The 18765-nt window shown below is 68.4% G+C and carries 18 protein-coding genes; 7 read left to right on the top strand and 11 right to left on the bottom strand.

Features of this window, described 5'->3' with window-relative positions:
• Nucleotides 1-137 precede the first annotated feature (137 nt).
• From BST13_RS26765 to BST13_RS26735, 7 genes are read left to right on the top strand one after another with little or no spacing between them, the layout of a single operon-like run.
• Nucleotides 138-1667: an FGGY family carbohydrate kinase gene (locus BST13_RS26765; protein WP_083167379.1), complete on the top strand. Its 1530-nt coding sequence runs from the start codon at nt 138-140 to the stop codon at nt 1665-1667.
• On the top strand, nt 1664-2680 hold the full coding sequence (locus BST13_RS26760) for an NAD(P)-dependent alcohol dehydrogenase (RefSeq protein ID WP_083167376.1): 1017 nt from the start codon (nt 1664-1666) through the stop codon (nt 2678-2680). Before BST13_RS26765 ends, BST13_RS26760 begins: the two co-directional genes overlap by 4 nt.
• A gap of 14 nt (nt 2681-2694) precedes the next feature.
• Nucleotides 2695-3462: an SDR family NAD(P)-dependent oxidoreductase gene (locus BST13_RS26755; protein WP_083167374.1), complete on the top strand. Its 768-nt coding sequence runs from the start codon at nt 2695-2697 to the stop codon at nt 3460-3462.
• Nucleotides 3456-4514, top strand: coding sequence for a zinc-dependent alcohol dehydrogenase (locus BST13_RS26750; protein ID WP_083167371.1), 1059 nt, complete (start codon nt 3456-3458; stop codon nt 4512-4514). The genes BST13_RS26755 and BST13_RS26750 overlap by 7 nt, the downstream gene beginning before the upstream one ends.
• Entirely contained in the window at nt 4511-6043 is a 1533-nt protein-coding gene (locus BST13_RS26745) for a sugar ABC transporter ATP-binding protein (RefSeq protein WP_083167369.1), read from the top strand. The genes BST13_RS26750 and BST13_RS26745 overlap by 4 nt, the downstream gene beginning before the upstream one ends.
• Nucleotides 6040-7056, top strand: coding sequence for an ABC transporter permease (locus BST13_RS26740; protein WP_245839813.1), 1017 nt, complete (start codon nt 6040-6042; stop codon nt 7054-7056). The genes BST13_RS26745 and BST13_RS26740 overlap by 4 nt, the downstream gene beginning before the upstream one ends.
• 55 nt (nt 7057-7111) lie before the next feature.
• Nucleotides 7112-8161 (top strand): substrate-binding domain-containing protein, encoded by a 1050-nt coding sequence (locus BST13_RS26735; protein WP_083167364.1) that lies wholly within the window; start codon nt 7112-7114, stop codon nt 8159-8161.
• Between the two features lie 42 nt (nt 8162-8203).
• Here BST13_RS26735 and BST13_RS26730 read toward each other — a convergent pair whose 3' ends face one another.
• The 11 genes from BST13_RS26730 to cycA form a co-directional block, all read right to left on the bottom strand.
• Entirely contained in the window at nt 8204-11386 is a 3183-nt protein-coding gene (locus BST13_RS26730; protein ID WP_083167361.1) for a helicase HerA domain-containing protein, read from the bottom strand.
• A complete protein-coding gene (locus tag BST13_RS26725) occupies nt 11386-12033 on the bottom strand; it encodes a hypothetical protein (RefSeq protein WP_083167359.1) in 648 nt (215 codons plus the stop codon). The genes BST13_RS26730 and BST13_RS26725 overlap by 1 nt, the downstream gene beginning before the upstream one ends.
• Before the next feature lie 112 nt (nt 12034-12145).
• Entirely contained in the window at nt 12146-13384 is a 1239-nt protein-coding gene (locus tag BST13_RS26720) for an NAD(P)/FAD-dependent oxidoreductase (protein ID WP_083167356.1), read from the bottom strand.
• 6 nt (nt 13385-13390) lie between these two features.
• The gene (locus BST13_RS26715; protein WP_083167450.1) at nt 13391-14125 is read right to left on the bottom strand and encodes a DUF72 domain-containing protein; all 735 of its coding nucleotides are present in this window, start codon (nt 14123-14125) and stop codon (nt 13391-13393) included.
• Between the two features lie 39 nt (nt 14126-14164).
• Nucleotides 14165-14734, bottom strand: coding sequence for a hypothetical protein (locus tag BST13_RS26710; protein WP_245839812.1), 570 nt, complete (start codon nt 14732-14734; stop codon nt 14165-14167).
• A gap of 28 nt (nt 14735-14762) precedes the next feature.
• Nucleotides 14763-15008 carry a hypothetical protein gene (locus BST13_RS26705; RefSeq protein ID WP_211296190.1) on the bottom strand — a complete coding sequence of 82 codons (246 nt, stop codon included), beginning with the start codon at nt 15006-15008 and terminating at the stop codon, nt 14763-14765.
• Nucleotides 15008-15883: an oxygenase MpaB family protein gene (locus BST13_RS26700; protein ID WP_083167351.1), complete on the bottom strand. Its 876-nt coding sequence runs from the start codon at nt 15881-15883 to the stop codon at nt 15008-15010. The genes BST13_RS26705 and BST13_RS26700 overlap by 1 nt, the downstream gene beginning before the upstream one ends.
• Before the next feature lie 14 nt (nt 15884-15897).
• Nucleotides 15898-16122 (bottom strand): hypothetical protein, encoded by a 225-nt coding sequence (locus BST13_RS26695; RefSeq protein WP_083167348.1) that lies wholly within the window; start codon nt 16120-16122, stop codon nt 15898-15900.
• A gap of 79 nt (nt 16123-16201) precedes the next feature.
• Complete coding sequence (locus tag BST13_RS26690; protein WP_083167346.1) at nt 16202-16852, bottom strand: endonuclease; 651 nt, start codon at nt 16850-16852, stop codon at nt 16202-16204.
• A gap of 39 nt (nt 16853-16891) precedes the next feature.
• On the bottom strand, nt 16892-17224 hold the full coding sequence (locus tag BST13_RS26685) for a TfoX/Sxy family protein (RefSeq protein WP_083167344.1): 333 nt from the start codon (nt 17222-17224) through the stop codon (nt 16892-16894).
• Between the two features lie 9 nt (nt 17225-17233).
• The gene (gene cycA / locus BST13_RS26680; protein WP_083167341.1) at nt 17234-18670 is read right to left on the bottom strand and encodes a D-serine/D-alanine/glycine transporter; all 1437 of its coding nucleotides are present in this window, start codon (nt 18668-18670) and stop codon (nt 17234-17236) included.
• Between the last annotated feature and the right edge of the window lie 95 nt (nt 18671-18765).

Here is an 18765-nt window from a genome sequence, read left to right as displayed (position 1 = left end):
CACAGTCGATCAGATGAGGGTCATGAATATCAGATGAGCGGAGGCGACCAGCGGATGACCGTCGAGGACGAGACCGGTCCGGTCGCCCCGACCGGTGCGGTGTTGTCGCACGAATCCGCGGCTCCGTTGGCACGGGCATGACCGAAGATGCTGTGCTGGGCGTGGATTCGTCCACGCAGTCCTGCAAGGTCGAGATCCGTGAGCTGGCCACCGGTCGGCTGCTCGGGTCCGGTTCGGCCGCGCACCCGCCTGCGTTCCCGCCCTGCAGCGAACAGCACCCGCGGGACTGGGTCAGCGCGTTCATCGAAGCCGCCCGTGCCGCGCTCGCCGCATGCCCGGTCGCGCCGGCCATCCGGTCCATCTCCGTGGCCGCCCAGTGTCACGGTCTCGTGCTGCTCGATGCGCACGGCGAACCGTTGCGGGCGGCCAAGCTCTGGAACGACACCACCGCAGCGCCGAACCTCGCGGCCCTCGTGGAACGCATCGGGTCCGGACGCTGGATCCGCAGCGTCGGCTCACTGCCGACCGCGGCGTTCACCATCGCCAAGCTGGCGTGGTTGGCCGCGCACGAACCCGCCACGCTCGATCGCGCCGCCACGCTGCTGCTGCCGCACGACTACCTGACCTACTGGCTGACCGGTGTGCGGGTCACCGACCGCTCTGACGCTTCGGGTACCGGCTACTTCAACACCGATGCCGGGCAATGGATCCCGGGATATCTGGATCTGGCGGGCGGATCGCGGGACTGGTCGGCGATGCTGCCGACGGTCCTCGCGCCGTGCCAGCCGGCGGGCACCCTCACCACGGCAGCCGCGACGGCACTGGGTCTCGCCGCCGGGATCACCGTGGCGCCCGGCGGCGGTGACCAGCACGCGGCGTATCTGGGTCTCGGTCTCGACGACGGTGACCAGTACATCGGTATCGGGACCTCCGGCGTGGTCGCAACGTCGCGGCGCGCACCGGTTTTCGATCCAACCGGGATGGTCGACGGCGTTGCCGATCTGACCGGCGGCTACCTCCCGTTGGTCAGCACGCTCAATGCTGCCCGTGTCGGCGAGGTCGCGGCCCGACTGCTCGGCACCGACCTGACCGGGTTGGCCGACCTCGCGCTGGCCGCAGGCGAGCGGCCGGGCCCGGTGTTGGTCCCGTTCCTCGACGGCGAGCGCAAACCCGACCGCCCGGACGCGCGCGGCGGTCTCGTCGACGTCACCAGTCACACCACCCGCGAAGAGCTCGCCAGAGCCTTCGTCGAGGGTCCGTTGCTCTCGCTGATGAACGCACGAGATCACCTGCGCGAGTGCAACGTCGACCTCGGCGGTGCTGCCGTCGCGGTAGGTGGCGGCACCCGGTCGGCGGCGACTCTGCAGTTGCTGGCCGATCTGCTCGATGACGAGGTGACCGTGCTCGACGCCGACGAGGCGACGGCCCGCGGCGCATGCGTCCAAGCCGCCGCCATAGCGGAGGAGATGGACGTCGCGGGACTGGTCGACCTGGCCAAACGCTGGCAACCCCCGGTGCGGACCCGCGTCGCACCCCGCCGCCACCGCCGTGACCTCACCGCCCTTCGAGCCCGGTGGGCCGAGGTGGCCCGTTCGTCGCTGCTCGACTCCGGCGGGTACGCGCTACTGACCCACACCCAGGACCACCGAGAGGAGACAGTCAGATGACCACAACGATGCGTGCGAGCGTGATGACCGGCGTCGGCACCCTGCAGATCGAAGACCGGCCGGTGCCGTCACCCGCAGCCCACGAGGTGTTGGTCGAGGTGGCCGCCGTCGGCGTGTGCGGCTCCGACGTGCACTACTACCGGCACGGCCGCATCGGCGATTTCGTCGTCGAGGAACCGATGATCCTCGGCCACGAGCTGTCCGGGCGCATCGTCGCGGTGGGCGACGGCGTCGACCCCGGCCGGGTCGGCCAGCGCGTCGCCGTCGAACCGCAGCATCCGTGCCGACGCTGCAAGCAATGCCTGGCCGGGCGGTACAACCTGTGCCCGGAGATGAAGTTCTACGCCACCCCGCCCGTCGACGGCGCGTTCTGCCGCTACGTCACCATCGACGACGACATGGCCCACGCCGTACCGGATTCAGTGTCCGACGAGGCCGCCGCGCTGCTCGAGCCGCTGTCGGTCGCCATCGCCACGATGCGCAAGGCACACGTCGTCCCCGGCTCGTCGATCCTGATCGCCGGAGCGGGGCCCATCGGCGTGATCTGCGCTCAAGCCGCACGCGCATTCGGCGCCGCCCGCATCGTGGTCACCGACCTGGTGGCCTCGCGCCGCGAGAAGGCGTTGCAGTTCGGCGCCACCGAGGTGCTCGACCCCACTGCCGTCGACGTGTCGGCCATCGAACCGGTGGACGCGTTCGTTGACGCCACCGGTGTCCCGGTGGCTGTCGTGAGCGGTATCAAGGCTGTCGGCCCGGCCGGTCACGTGGTGCTGGTCGGCATGGGTGCCGACGAGTACGCGCTACCGGTCAGCCACATCCAGAACCTCGAGATCAACGTCACCGGGGTCTTCCGCTACACCGACACCTGGCCCGCCGCAATCCATCTGGCGGCCAGCGGCGCCGTCGACCTCGACGCCATGGTGACCGGCCGCTACGACCTCGAACACGTCGGCGAGGCCCTTGACAGCGACACCGACCCGGCCAGCCTCAAGTCCATCGTCCACCCGCAGTGAGTGAGAAACCCGCCATGAGCAAGACATCCCCGTTCGACCTGACCGGCCGCACCGCCCTGGTGACCGGCGGCAACCAGGGCCTCGGCAAGGCATTTGCCGTCGGGCTCGCCGAAGCCGGTGCGCGCGTTGCGTTCTCCGGCCGCAACACCGAACGCAACGAGAAGGTCGTCGCCGAGGCCGGCTCCGCAGGCCACGAGCTGCACGCCATCACCGCCGACATCACCAACGCCGCCGACGTCGAGCGCATGACCGCCGAGGCCATTGCCGCCCTCGGGCACATCGACATCCTGGTCAACAATGCCGGAACCTGCTACCACGCCGAATCGTGGGACGTCACCGAGCAGCAGTGGGACGACGTGTTCGACCTGAACGTCAAAGCGCTGTGGGCGTGTTCGCTCGCGGTGGGCGCCCACATGCGCGAGCGGGGCTCCGGTTCGATCGTCAACATCGGCTCGATGTCGGGCATCATCGTCAACCGGCCGCAGATGCAGCCGGCCTACAACGCATCCAAAGCGGCCGTGCATCATCTGACGAAATCGCTTGCCGCCGAATGGGCGCCGCTCGGGATCCGGGTCAACGCGCTGGCGCCCGGCTACGTCAAGACCGACATGGCGCCCGTCGACCGGCCGGAGTTCAAGCGGCACTGGATCGACGACACCCCCCAACAGCGCTACGCCCTGCCCGAGGAGATCGCGCCCAGCGTGGTGTTCCTCGCCAGCGACGCGGCCTCGTTCATCACCGGCTCGGTGCTGGTTGCCGACGGGGGCTACACCACATGGTAGAACCTGCCGCAGGCAACCGGAGGGTCGTCGTCAACGCGCTCGACGACGTGACCCTGGAGATCACCCCCGAGCCGGTACCCGGTCCCGGCGAAGTGAGGGTCCGCACCACCGTGGTCGGCATCTGCGGGTCGGATCTGCACGCCGCCTGCGGCCGCCATCCCTTCATCGACCTGCCCTACCGGCCCGGTCACGAAGCCGTCGGGGTGGTCGACGCGGTGGGCACCGGTGTCGAGGGCGACTGGGTCGGCACCCGGGTGGCGGTCGAACCGAACCTGGCCTGCGGCAAGTGCCCGCAGTGTGCCGAGGGCCGGTACAACATCTGCCGGGAACTGCTGGTGTTCGGCTGCCAAACCCCTGGCGCACTGGCCGATTCGTTCACCATCGCCGCCGACCGGCTGGTCGCGCTGCCCGACGGGCTCGACGATCGGCACGCCATCCTCATCGAACCGCTGGCCACCCCGGTGCACACCGTGCGCCGGGCCGCGGAGGCGGTCGGTGATCTGGCCGACCGGCCCGTGGTAGTGCTCGGCGCGGGCCCCATCGGTCTGTTCGCGCTGCTGGCCGCCCGCCACGCCGGTGCCCGCGTGATCGTCGCGGACCTGCTGGAATCCAAGCGGGCCAGGGCCGAAAGACTCGGCGCGGCAGGCTCTTTCGATCCGACCGCAGTCGATGCGGTTGACACCGCACTGGCCCTCATGGGTGGGCCCGCCGCGGTGGTGATCGACTGTGTGTCGCGGGAGAGTTCAGTGGCCCAAGCGGTCGACCTGGTGGACAAGGGTGGCGCCGTGATGATCGTCGGGGTGGCCGAGGGCGCGACGCCGGTGCCGCTGGGGCTGATCCAGGATCGCGAGCTCGCGCTGATCGGCAACCTCATGTACGTGCGGGAGGATTTCCTGGCCGCGGTCGACCTGTTGGCCTCCGGAGCCGTCCCGGTCGACGAGATCATCAGTGCTGAATTCGAGTTGGCCGATGCCGCAGCGGCATTCACCGCCTCGGCCGACGCCGAGTACGTCAAGGTGCTCGTCACCGTCGGCGCAGGCGACGCGTCGTGAGCCAGGCACTGCTGGAATGCACGGACATCCGGAAAAGCTTCGGCGGGGTCCCCGTGCTCAAGGGCATCACCCTGCGGCTCGAACCCGGCACCGTGACGGCCCTCTCCGGTGAGAACGGCGCGGGCAAGTCGACGTTGATGAAGATCGTCTCCGGCCAGTACAGCGCCGACCACGGCACCGTGTCGGTGCAGGGCAATCACCTCACGGCGGGCAGCACGCGCGACGCGGTGAAGAACGGCGTGGCCATCGTGCCGCAGGAACTGGCGTCCATCGAAGACATGACGGTCTACGAAAACCTGTTCGTGGGAAGGGAAATCAAGCGCGGACCATTCCTCAACCGGCGCGCCATGATCGCCGAGGCCCGTGAGACCCTCGCGGTCTTCGATGTGGCGATCTCACCCACCGCCCGGATGGGCAGCCTGCCGGTCGGGTTGCGCCAGATCGTGGAGATCGTCAAGGCCGCCCGCACGGGCGCCCAGGTGGTGATGCTCGACGAGCCCACCTCGGCCATCTCCGAGCGTGAGGTCGAGGGGCTGTACAAGATCGTGCGTCAACTCCGCGACCGGGGCGTCGCCATGGTCTACACCACCCACAAGATGGCCGAGATCCGGGCCATCGCCGATCGCGTGGTGGTGCTGCGTGACGGCGGGCTCATCCTCGACAAGGCGATCGCCGACGTCTCCGACGACGACATCGTCACCGCGATGATCGGCCGCGAGCTCGACACGCTGTTCCCCGATCGCGGCGAACCCGGCGCCGATACCGTGCTCGAGGTTCGCGACCTGCACGTCGAGGGCGCTTCCGAGCCGGTGTCGTTCAGCGTCAAGGCCGGTGAGATCGTCGGGCTCGCAGGACTTGTCGGCGCAGGCCGAACCGAATTGCTGGAAGGCATCTTCGGGGCCCGGCGCAGCACCGGGCAGGTCACCGTGCGCGGCAAGGCCGTCAAGCGCAATCAGCCTGCCGCGGCCATCACCGCAGGGATGGCCATGGTGCCCGAGGACCGCAAACTCTCCGGTGCGGTGCTGTCGATGAGCGTGCTGGACAACGGCACACTGCCGCGGATGTCGTCGTTCAGCGTGGCGGGCTGGCTGCGCGGCAAGACCCGCACCACGGCCGTCTCGGAGGTGATGTCCTCGGTACGGCTGCGCAGCCGCGGACTGGGACAGGAAGTCGGCACCCTCTCCGGCGGCAACCAGCAGAAGGTGGTGCTGGCGCGCTGGCTCACCGGCCAGGTCAACGTGCTGCTGCTCGACGAACCCACCCGTGGTGTGGATGTCGGCGCCCGCAGCGAGATCTACCGCATCATCACCGAATTCGCGGCCCAGGGGATGGCCGTGCTGATGGCGTCGTCGGACATGCCCGAGGTCGTCGGCCTGTCCCACCGCGCGTTCGTCATGCGCGGCGGCGCGCTGGTCGGCGAACTCGACCGCGACGCCCTCGACCACCCCGAGGTGCAGGAATCGGTGTTCCGGATGGCCACCGCCCTCGCCGCCCGGGAAGACCACGCCGATCAGGAGGAAGCATCGTGACGACCACATCCGAAGAGCCCGCCGCCACGGTGGCCTCGCCGACCACCGGCGAGCCCGTGCGGCTGTTCTCCCCGCAGTGGTTCGGCGGGATCGCCGTGCGCTACGCCATGGTGATCGTGATGCTCTTGGTCATCGCGTACTTCAGTTACCGCAGTGCGCGATTCGCCACGCCGGACAATCTGGTCACCATCCTGGTGGCCGCGGCACCGTTCGCGCTGATCGCACTGGGCCAGACGCTGGTGATCCTCACCGGCGGTATCGACCTGTCGGTCGGCAGCGTCATCGCGGTCTCGGCGATGGCCGCGGCCGCGACGGCCAAGGCCAATCCCGGCCAGGTCTGGCTGACCGTGCTGGTGGCCATCCTGGTCGGGCTGGCGGTCGGCTGCGTCAACGGACTGCTGGTGTCCCGCTTGAATGTCCCGCCATTCATCGCCACCCTCGGCACTCTGACCGCCGGGTCGGGTATGGCGTACGTGATCGGCGGCGGCGCCCCGATCAACGGGCTGCCCGCCGAGTTCGGCAAGATCGCCAACACCAAGATCCTGGGCCTGCAGATCCCGGTGTTGCTGATGATCGTCGGCATCATCGCGCTGGCCGTGATCATGAAGCGCACCACCTACGGCATGCGGGTGTACGCCGTGGGCGGCAACCGCAACGCCGCCGAGATCGCCGGCATCAACGCTCGCAATGTGCTGTTCAGCGTGTACGCCTTCTCCGGTGTGCTGGCCGGGCTGTCCGGCGTCATGCTCGCCTCTCGGGTCATATCTGGTCCGCCCAACCTGGGTCGCGGCTACGAGCTCGACGCGATCGCCGCGGTGGTGATCGGTGGCGCCAGCCTGATGGGCGGCCGCGGCACGATCTGGGGAACAGCGTTGGGCCTGTTGATGATCCAGACGCTCAACAACGGCCTGGACATCCTCGTCGTGCCCGCGTACTGGCAGGACGTGATCAAGGGTGTGTTGATCGTGGCGGCCGTCGCGGTCGACGTGTGGTCGTCGCGGCGCCGAACATGACCGCCCCATCCGGACTCAGCAGATCAACCCATCGAGTAGAGAGTGAGACAACCAGATGAGACTGGCGAGGCAGCTGGGCGCGATCGCGTCGGCCGGCATACTCGGGTTCGGCATGACCGCATGCGGTGCGGGTGACCCGAACGCCAACAAGTCCACCCATCGCATCGGCGTGACGGTGTACGACATGAGCTCGTTCATCACCGCGGGCAAAGAGGGGATGGACACCTACGCCAAGGCCAACGACATCGAGCTGGTGTGGAACTCGGCCAACGACGATGTGTCGACCCAGGCCAGTCAGGTCGACTCGCTGATCAACCAGGGCGTCGAGGCCATCATTGTCGTTCCGGTGCAAGCGGATTCACTGGCACCGCAGGTGGCCGCGGCCAAGGCCAAGGGGATCCCGCTGCTGGCGGTCAACGCCGAGCTGCAGAGTCCCGACCTGGCAGGCAACGTGCAGCCCGACGACGTCGCGGCCGGTGCCCAGGAGATGCAGATGATGGCCGATCGTCTCGGGGGCAAGGGCAACATCGTCATCCTGCAGGGGCCGCTCGGCGGATCCGGTGAGATCAACCGCGGCAAGGGGATCGACCAGGTGCTCGCCAAGTACCCGGGCATCAAGGTCCTGGCCAAGGACACCGCCAACTGGAAGCGCGATCAGGCCGTCAACAAGATGAAGAACTGGATCTCCAGCTTCGGCAACCAGATCGACGGCGTGGTGTCGGAGAACGACGACATGGGCCTGGGTGCCCTGCAGGCGCTCAAGGAGGCCGGCCGCAGCGGGGTCCCGATCGTCGGGATCGACGGCATCGAGGACGGCCTGAACGCCGTGAAGTCCGGTGAATTCATCGGCACCTCACTGCAGAACGGCACCGTCGAGCTGTCGGCGGGCCTCGCGGTCGCCAACGCGTTGGTCAAGAAGGAGAACGTGAAGACCGACCCGGTCTACGTGATGCCCGCGATCACCAAGGACAACGTCGATGTCGCACTGGCGCATGTGGTGACCGACCGGCAGAAGTTCCTCGACGGGCTCGTCGAACTCACCAACAAGAATCTGCAGACCGGCGACATCGCCTACGAAGGCATCCCCGGCCAGAAACAGCCCTGATGTGCGGCGGGGCCGGTCTGCGGTGGACCGGCCCCGCACGCGTCAGCGGTCGGCCAGCTCCCGCTGGGCCAGCTCGAGTACCTCGTCGGCGGTCGGCGGACTCTGCGGGTGATACGACAGGCACCACGGCGTGCGGATCTTGTGGAACGCGTCGCCTTCGAGGGCCAGATAGAAATTCCCTGACCGCAGCTTGCTGATGTCGGGCACCAAACCGCCCTTCACCCTGGCCATTTCACGCGCCACGGCGATCTGGGCCGGCGAGTTCAGGAGGCCGTAGAACTGCGTGGTGGCGTTGCCGGGGATGTGATTGTGCAGGCCCCGCGGTGCCTGGGTGGCGAACACCAGGCCCAGCCCGTACTTGCGGGCCTGCGACGACAACGCCAGCGTGCTGTGGGTGCACGCCGTGGTGTGGCTGGACGGCGCGAAGTTCTGCGCCTCGTCCATCACCAGAAGTCCGCCCAGCGGCCGGTCGCCGGCAGGGTTGCGTTTGATCCACGCGAACAACGCCATCTGCAGCTGGTTGACGAAGCCTTCTCGCTGCTGCTCACTGGTCAGACCCACCATGCTGATCACCGACACCCGGGCGCGATAGCCGGGCGACGGCGTCAGCAGGGCGCCCGGCTCGACAGCCGTCCCGGCGCCACCGAACAGCGGGTCGTTGACGATCGCGGCCCGCAGGTTCTGGCTCAGGGCGGCAGCCAGTTTGCGGGCTTCGCCCAGCTTGCTGACCTCAAGGGGCAGGTTGCTCAGCAGGTCGAGAAAGCCGCTCAGCGTCACGGAGTGCTGGGCGCCGTAGTACCGCAACGCTTCCCGCAGCACTGCCCGCGACTGCGTGGCCTTGGCGGTGTTGCCGGAGATCAGCGCCCGTGGTTCGAGCGCGGCGACAGCCGATTCGACAGCGTCGCCGAACTCGTCCTCGTCGTCGAGGACGCTGGCGAAGTCGGGCAGCGGCTGGAAGCTCAGTGGCCGGCCGTTCGCCCGGCGGGGCGTCCAGACCACCACCTCGGTGTTGTCGAAGTAGTCTTCGGCGCGCTCGTCGTCGGCGGGGTTCCAGCCCGGTGGCGGTTCGGGCCAGCGGCTGCCCAGCCGAGACAGATCGTTGTTGGGGTCGAGCACGATCGACGACACGCCACGCAGCGCGCATTCCTCGACCAGTCGGCGGATCAGGACCGTTTTGCCCGATCCCGAGCCGGCGAAGATGGCGGTGTGCTTGCGCAGCGCCGCCAGGTCAACCGAAACCGCTTGTCCCGAAACGGCATCCACGCCGAGCGTGATGGCCGTGGGGGAGTGCTCGACGGGGACCGGCGGTGCCTCGACGGATGCGGTGATCGGCGGGGCCGGTGCGGCCTCGGGTTCCGGGATCGGCGCTGGCGCCTCACCCGCCTGGTCGCCGAGCGCGGTGCGCAACACCGCGATACCGTGCCCGGGTCTGCGCTGGCGCAGCCACTCCGGCAGATCGGGGTGGTTGTCGTCGATCAGGTCGCGAAGTGCGGTCATGGTACGCAGGTCATCGTCGCTGAGCGGCAGCACCTTGCCGCCTGCCGCCTCGAACTCGTCGAGCATGGCAGCGGTCTTGGCTCCATTGGGCCAAGCGGTGTTGCGCAGCAGGAACAACCGGCGCCGGTCGGCCCGCTCGCTGCTCAAACCTGTTGCCTCACAGGCTTTCCGGATTCTGTTGAGCACCGCGACGGCATTGCCCGATGAGATGGCACGAAACGCCCAGTGCCGTTCGTCGTCGGTGCTGGCATCCAGGCTCTGGCGCAACCGGGCGTGCAGCACAACCCGCGATCCGGGCGGTGGGTCGGGCCGGAACGACTGCTCGGCCTCGCCGCGTTCGGTGATCCACGCCTCCAGTGCCGCGGTCAGCAGGCCCGGCATCGTGGTGTCCTCACCGTCGGGATCGAGCGCGGCCGCGGGCACCGCGCGCCTGCGGTACTCCGCGAACCGGCGATCGAGTTCGCCGGTGTCGCCCCGCGGCGCGTCCCCGCCGGAAGGTTGATGCTCCTCGGCCACCTCACCGGTCAGCCGGGCCAGCTCCTCGACGGTGTCGCGCTCAAGGCAGCGCCGTATGTGCGCGTCGGCGCGCTTGAGCAACTGCCGCGGCGTGTACTGGGTGGCGTCGTCGAACGCCGACGGCAGGATCGGCCAGCTCGGATACGGCGGGGTGAATCCCACGGCCCGGTAACTGGCGGTGAAGCGCCGTTCCAGGATGGCGCGACCGACGTCGGGGGTGGGCAGGCCCTGCAGCAGCGCGGTGGTGCGGAAGCGGTCGTGCACTGTCGCGGTGGCGCGGTCCTGGATGGCCTCCCACGCCGCGGGCAGGCAGGCGACCACCGACACCGTGCGGCGCATGGTCTGGCGGATCGCCATCAGGCCGTGCGCGACGTGCTCGAGGTCGCGGTTGCCTGCTTCGGCGGCCTTGCGCTGCTGGGGAGACGGCACCTCGCCATCGGTGTCGGTGCGCTCGACGGTCTGTGCGAGCAGCGTGTCGATCTGGTCCAGCGCCAGCACAGCGGGCCCGGCCAGCGCGACGATCCGGGAGATGTCACGCACGGATTCCTGCGCGGTCAGCGTCGGCGCGGGCAGGCCCCAGACGGCGCGTTCGTCGCGCCCGGAGCTGTCGTTGCCGGTGAGATACGCCTCGCCCATGTCCTGCAGCTCCAGGTCGGCGGCGGCCAGCAGCACCAACGCCCGCACCGTGTGGTGGGTGCGGCGCACGGTCTCGCGCCGCGCCTTGTGTAGGGCGTTGACGAAGTCACTGAGGATCTCGGGCGTCAGCTCGTCGTCGCCGATGATGGCCCGGCGATTGGCCCGCGAGATGTGGGCGACCGACGACAGCTCCCACAGCAGATCCTTGAGCTGGGTGTCGCGCTCGCCGCCGGGACGGCCCAGGCTCTCCAAGATGCCCGACCGGGCGGACTGCCAGAAGCCGGCCGCATCGAGCAGTTCGACGAGGAAGAAGTACCCGCCGGCCAGCTGCACCTGTTCGCGCACCTGGCCGAGCAAGTGGGTTTTGCCCGACCCGGCGGGGCCGCGCACCACCACTCCGAGCGGGCTGGAATCGGCTTCGCGCTGGGCATCGCCGAACGCCGCCATCACGTCGGCCATCGGCCGGTCGTGCAGTCCGCCAACGTGCAGCGCACCTTGTGAGTGCCACAGATCGTCGGCGGTGGGGGCCCAGGTCAGGCGCAGGGCGCTGAGTGCTTCGCGGTGTTGCAACTCCATCAGGACTCGATCGCGATCAGATGCTTGTGCTGATCGCCGATGGTCACGGCGGCGGTGCGGTCGGCGGGGGTGAGCACCTTCTGGTTCTCCTCCGGGATCAGGCTGACGCCGGGTTGTTGATAGAGGCTGATGAGCGCGGCATCGACGGTGGCGCGGGTGACGTCGGGAACCTCTTCGCGCAGCCGCAGCAGGCTGACCCAGCTGCCGGGCCGCGCGGCCAGCCGTGTGTATGCCGCGCGGAGCCGGCCTTCGACACCGTCGGGCTCGGCGCCGTCAGGGACGGAGGCTGCCGCCTCGTCGGGCGGCAGGAACACCTCGGCGGGCACCAGGTCGGCGTGGTCGAAGTAGCGCCGCAGAGCGCGCAGCAGCGTGTAGAGGGCGCGGCCCTGGCCCAGCGATCGGGGCGGGGCGTCGGCGCCGAACAGCTCGCGGGCCACCGCCCAGCCCGCGTCGGTCAGCTCGTGCACCAAAGGCCGCCCGGCAGTGGTCTCGATCAGACCGAGGCGGTTGAGCCGATCCCGGCCCGGCTTGTCGAGTTTCGGGCCGAGCCGTTCCAGTTCCGGATTGGTCACCGGGCGGGACTCGGCCATCAGCACCAGCAGAACTGCCTGCTCGGTGCCGCTCAGCTCGTCGGGGCTCACACTCACCAGGGGTGTCACCTTCCTGCATGATCGGCTCGCGCCGGGGCCCGGGCCCGCGCGGATCACCGCGCCGTGCGCCGAGTTCGGGCCCAGCCGTCGAAATGGTCTCGGGGACCAGTTAACCGGATGCCAGTGACCGTTGCGGATCGGCCAGGTGTTGCGGGTCGACCTGGGCCCGTGACCGGATCAAGGTTTTGATGTCGTCGAGCACGTCCCACACGTTGACGTTCATGCCGGCCAGCACCCGGTTCTCCGCCGACAGCCAGAAGGCCACGAACTCGAGCTTGGCGACGTCGCCACGGAACACCACCTGGTGGTACTCGGGGGCGTGTCCGACGTACTCCATCCCGAGGTTGTACTGATCGGTGAAGAAGTACGGCAGTTCGGTGTATTCGGCAGGCTTGCCGAGCATGCCCGCCACCGCGGTGGCGGGCTGCTTGAGGGCGTTGGCCCAGTGTTCGGTCCGGATGCGGGTGTCCAGCAGGGGATGTTCGGCGGCGGCGATGTCGCCGACGGCGTAGATGTCGGGATCGCTGGTGCGCAGTGTCGCGTCGACCTGCACGCCGCCGTCGGTGATCGTCAGCCCCGCCTGCTCGGCCAGCGTGATGTTGGGCGCGGCGCCGACCGCCACCAGCACCGCGTCGGCTGCCACGGTCGACCCGTCACCCAGCCGCAGACCGGTCGCGTGCCCGTCGGAAACGGTGATCTCCTGGACCGATTCGTTCAGCCGCAGGTCGACACCGTGGTCGCGGTGCAGTTGCGCGAAGACCTCGCCGACCTCTGCGCCGAGGGAACCCAGCAGCGGCAGCCGGGCCGACTCGACGACGGTGACGTTGACGCCACGTTCCCGAGCGCCCGCGGCGACCTCCAGGCCGATCCAGCCTGCGCCGACGATGGCCAGGGACGCCCCCTCGGTCAGGATGCCGCGCAACGCCGTGGCGTTGTCGATGGTGCGCAGGTAGTGCACGCCTGCCGCGTCGCTGCCGGGGATGGGCGGGCGTCTCGCCGCCGATCCGGTGGCCAGCAGCAGCTTGTCGTAGGCGACGGTGCTGTCGTCGGGGAGGGTGACGGTGTGGTCGGCGGGGTTGACGGCGGTGACCGTGGTGCCGGGCCGCAGGTCGATGTTGTGGTCGCGGTACCAGTCGCCGTCGTGGACGGTGAAATCCGGGAGGGCTTTTTTGCCGGCCAGGAACTCCTTGGACAGCGGCGGGCGTTCGTAGGGCAGCTGGTCCTCGGCGGCGAACAGTACGACATGTCCGCCAAAGTCGTTGTCCCGCAGTGCTTCAGCGGCTTTGGCGCCGGCCAGGCCGCCGCCGATGATCACGAAGGTGGATGACTGTGACGCAGACTGAGTCATGCCAACTCAGCGTACTCGTGCCGCGAGTAACCGCTTGAGGGTTCGGGCATTGCGCACCGCGTGACCGCCGAGGTCGTTGTTGAAGTACACGACGACGCGATGGCCCTCGGCCTCCCACGTGCGGATCCTCTCGGCCCATTGCTGTAGTTCGTCGTCCGGATAGGAGCCTGCGTACATCGTGGTGTCGGCGGGCCCGTGCAGCCGGACGTAGACCAGGTGGCTGGTGGCGCGGGGTTCGCACCGCAAACCCGGTCCGCTCATCACCACATACGCCGCGCCGAATCGCTCAAGCAGCTCGTAGACGGCGGGTTCATGCCACGACGGGTGCCGTAATTCCATTGCGGCAGGGATGCGCGGGGGCAGTTGGGCGAGGAATCCGGCGAGCAGGTCGTCGTCACGTTCGAGTGCCGGATGGGTCTGCACCAGCAGGGCTTCCGCACGGTCGCCCAGCGCTGTCCAGCAGCGGTCGAACCGCTCGATCCACGGTTCAGGGGAGCGCAGCCGCCGGAAATGGGTCAGGCCCCGGTGCGCTTTGACCGACATGGTGAATCCGGCGGGCAGCCGCTGATTCCATCCGGCGAACGTGGTGTCGCGGGGCCAGCGGTAGAAGCTGGCGTTGAGTTCGACCGTGTCGAATTCCTCGGTGTAGCGGGCCAGCCGGGCCGCGACCGGCGTCCCGGTCGGGTACAGCACGTCGGTCCAGTGGTCGTACGACCAGCCCGACGTGCCGATCCGGATCATGGCCATTCCCGCTCCTCGAGTCCGCGGTCTCCACGGTAGTCACGGGACGTCGGTGTACTGCGAAGTGAACGTGTCACCCGAGAACGTGAATCCTTTGCCCGTCAGCTCCCGCACACACGACACGCCGGACGATTGCTGCACGTTGCACCGAAAACCTGCCACCGCAAGCACTTTGCCGAACGGCAGCGGCTTGGCGCCGTCGACCGAGAACTCGGGCTCGGTCAGCGCGATGAATCCGGCATCGTGGTCACGGTCGACGGCAACCGCGTTGGGGGCGCTGGTTCCGCCGCTGCCGTCGGGCACGGCGGTCGGCGCGCCGGGGACCGAGATGACCGACAACCCGCCGGCCGACTGGCAGCCCGCCTTGTCGCGAGGCAGGATCGCGCACCGCCAGCGCCCGCTGGGCGTGCTGAAGTAGTAGCCGGTGCGGCCGTTGACCTCGGTGGCATAAGCCGAGCCGTCGACCAGGTTCGCGGTGCCGTACTGCGGAACGGCCGTCGACGTGCTCGTGGCGGTTTGCGGTGGTGCCTCGCCGGTGTTGACGACTGTGCCGGGCGAACACCCTGCCAGGGCCGCAGCTGCCGCAATCAAGACCGCACAACGTCTCACGACGCGCAACCATAGCCCGGCGGCCGTGTCACGGCGTCATGCAGACGTCGCCGGCGAACGGCAGCAGCGGCCACAGGACGGTCTCCACGCCGAACGCCACCAGGTTCGCACCCGCGGGAAGCCGTGTCAGCAGCGCCTTCTCGATCGCCGCGACCTGCTCGGCGTGAACAAAGCTCCAGCCGAGGCCGACCAGCAGATAGGGGATGGCCAGCCACATCACGGTTTCGAGCAGCTGGTCGACACTGACGCGGCGGCCCAGTACCCGGCGGAACATCAGATCAGCGGGCGGCCGGCGCGGGCCCGCCGGCGAACGTCGGCCAGCAGCAGGTAGCTGCCGCCCTGCCGGAGAAACACGGGCAGGAACCGGTTGCCGAACGCCACCAGCAGGAACAGCCACTCGAACAGCGCCTGGCGGGTCGGTCCCCAGCCGACACCCAGGGCGTCACGGAACACCGGGGCCAGAAAGCCCGCGGTGAGAAACCGCAGCAACGGCCGGAACGGCACCCGCAACAGCGGATTCACCATCTTCAGCGCGACCAGGTCGTGCAGGTAGGCGCCCACGACGTCGTCGATGGCCACCTGCCGGCACGCGGTGTCCCAGTAGTGGTCGAACTCGACGCGAGTGGCAGGCCACTGGTCCTGCGTGACCTGCAGTGTGGTGCCCAGCGTGGCCGCGGACTGGTAGAACTGCTCGGCCTGGTCGGCGGACATCTCGCCACGCAACAGTTGGTAGGTGTCCTCCAAACCGACGTACAGGCAGGCCGCCACCCACAGCTGCAGGTCGCGGTCGAAGGCGTTGTAGGCCACCGGGCTTGCCGGCCCTGATCGCACCTGCCGGTGTGCGACGTCGACGGCGGCGCGGAACGCCTTTCGATCCTCGGGGCTGCCGAGGATCGCGACGGCCAGATAACTGAACGTGGTGCGGGCCCGCTTCCACGGATGTTTGAGCAGATTGCCCGAGTCGACCCGGCTTTCCACCACTCCGTACCCGACGGACGGGCGGGCCAGTTGCATGATGACGTTGGCCGCGCCCGCGGCGAATGCCCAGAAGTCCATGGCGTCGGCGACACTGACCGGGTAGTCATCCCACCGGGAGGTGCGGCGTTTCACCGAGATCCGGGTGGCGAGAACGTCGTTGCCAACAGGCATGGATGCGGATCCCTTCAGCTCATGCAGACGTTGGCGAACAACAACACCGGCCACGACACGATGGAACCGAGAAACGACACCACGGCATCGGTGCGGTCCATACCGTGCAGGTGCGCCATGTGGGTCACCGACCACGCCACGCCGACGACCAGGTAGGGGACGGCAAGAATGACCGCGGTGCCGATCCACTCGGCGATCGTCATCTCAAAGCCCAAGATCTTGCGTACTGCGGTCAGCATGAAGCGTTACCCCTGTCGTCGCGGCCTATGTTAATGGCCATTCTGACGGCGGCGGTGTGGTTCGGCGAGATTGGCTACGTCATGCTCTGGACGTTGAGCCGTCGGTCAGCGCGGCTTGCAGACCGGAATCCAGCGAAACCCGGATCAGGGCCGCGGCCAGTTTCGCGGTGTCGTGCGGCGCGATCCGTCCCAGGGCGGCAGGGCTGTCGGGCAGTCCGAGCTCTGCCGCGGCGGCCAGCGCACGATCGTCGAAGTACGGACGCACCCACGGCCAGGTGTCCTGCACCTCGCGCAGGTAGATGTCCGCGCCCGTGGCGCCGATTCCCTTGAACCGCATCAGCAATCGCTTGGCCGCCCCTGTTTCGTGCTCACTCTTGTCGGCGAGCCGCCGCAGGTCTCCGCCGTACTCGTCGCGCACCGCCGTCGCGATCGCCGACATCCGGGTCGCGGAGCTCTCGTCGTATCGGGCGTAGTGGGCTCTGCCGAAGGCCTCGATCATCGTGTGCCGGTCGGCCTCGAGCACCGCCCGCGGCGTGCGCAACCCGCAGTCGAACAATTCGCGGGCGGCCTGTGTCGCGATCCCGGCGTCGATCGGCTTGCTCGCGAGCATGCACATCACGAGTAGTTCGAACAGCGGCATGGGCTTGTCCCGCAGGTGAATACCGGCTTGTTCGGCGTATGTCGTCCCGGCGGTGTCAAGCAGGCGCCGGACCAGATCGTCTTTGGCCATGCCATCCGCGTACCCGCTGCTGCGTCGCGGAAACCGGGGTCACTTGGGTGGCAGGCCCCTGGCGAAACCGACGCCGCGCGAAACCCAGCCCTGCAGTTGCCGCTTGGTGCGCACCCCGGCCGCGTCGACGCGTAGCCAGCCGCGCATCTCGCGTCCGCCCATCACCATCAGCTCGACGTGCTCGCGACCCAGCAACTGCTCGGTGTCCTCCGGCGGTACCCGCACCAGCAGGCCGCCACCGCGGTTGGCCGCGATCGCCATGTTGCCGTTGATCAGGAACGCCAGCCCGCCGAACATGCGTTTCTCCTCGACCCCGCGTTCGGCGGAGACGAGTTCGCGGATCCGGTCAGCGAGGTCGGGGTCGAAGGCCATGGCTCGGGCTCACTCGTCCGTGGTGTCCTGGGATTCCAGCTCGGCACGGAACGCGACCTCCCGTGCCAGGTGCCGGGGCCTGCTCCGCAGCACGGACCAGGCGATGCCGAGCACGATGAACCACAGCGGCGTGACCAGCAGCGCGTGCAGCGTGTCGGGCTTCTGGGTGAACGCCCAGACGAGGAACACGAAAAAGGCCAGCACCACGTAGCACATCGCGATGCCGCCGGGCATCTTGAACTTCGATTCCTCGTGCAGCTGTGGGCGGGTGCGGCGGTACACCAGGTAGCTGGCCAGGATGATCGTCCAGACGAACATGAAGCACAGCGACGAGATGGTGGTGACGATGGTGAACGCCTCGATGATCGAGCCGCCGACGGCCACCATCACCACGCCCGACAGCAGGAACACCCCGGACAGGAACAGGGCGTTGGCAGGCACGTGGCGCGACGTGAGTTTCCCGAACGCCGACGGCGCGTCGCCCTCCTGGGCGAGGCCGTAGACCATGCGTGAGGTGGAGTAGATGCCGGAGTTGGCCGACGAGGTCGCCGAGGTGAGCACCACGAAGTTGACCACCGACGCGGCGATGCCGAGCCCGGCGAGGCTGAACATGGCGACGAAGGGACTGCGGTCGGCGCTGATTTCGCGCCACGGGGTGACCGAGATGATGACGGCCAGCGCGGCGACGTAGAACAGCATCACGCGCACTGGGATCGAGTTGATGGCCTTGGGGAGGTTTTTCTCGGGGTTCTTGGCCTCGGCCGCGGTGGTGCCGACCAGTTCGATGCCGACGAACGCGAACGTGGCGATCTGGAAGCCGGCCACGAATCCCATTGGGCCCGTGGGGAAGAATCCGCCGTCGTTCCACAGGTTGGCGAAGCTCGCGTGCGCGCCACCGGGTGCCTGGAAGCTCGTGAACACCATCACCAGACCCACGATGATCAACGCCCCGATCGCGATGATCTTGATCAGGGCGAACCAGAATTCGGTTTCCCCGAAGGCCCGCACCGTGGGCAGGTTCAGCCCGATCAGCACGCCGACGGTCACCAGGGCAGGGATCCACAGCGGCAGGTGCGGCCACCAGTAGGTGACATAGCCGGAGATCGCGACGACGTCGGCGACGCCGGTGACGATCCAGCAGAACCAGTACGTCCAGCCGGTGAAGAACCCGGCCCACGGGCCCAGCAGGTCAGCCGCGAAGTCCGCGAACGACTTGTAATGCAGGTTGGAGAGCAACAATTCGCCCATCGCCCGCATGACGAAGAAGAGCATGAAGCCGATGATCATGTACACGAAGATCACCGACGGGCCCGCCAGCGAGACGGTCTTGCCCGAGCCCATGAACAACCCGGTGCCGATCGCCCCGCCGATCGCAATGAGCTGGATGTGCCGGTTGGACAGCTGACGGGAGAGATGCCGCTCGCCCGTGGTCGTATCTGACGTCACAACCCGAGGATTCCAGGCTCGCTGTCGACCGTCACATCCAGGTCACGCCCAGCGTGCGGGTCTGTTGGCCGACACGCCGTGTCAGCAGCAACAAA

Source organism: Mycobacterium aquaticum, assembly GCF_002086485.1.
Classification (GTDB): Bacteria; Actinomycetota; Actinomycetes; order Mycobacteriales; family Mycobacteriaceae; genus Mycobacterium; species Mycobacterium aquaticum.
This window is presented reverse-complemented; position numbering and strand designations above follow the sequence as displayed.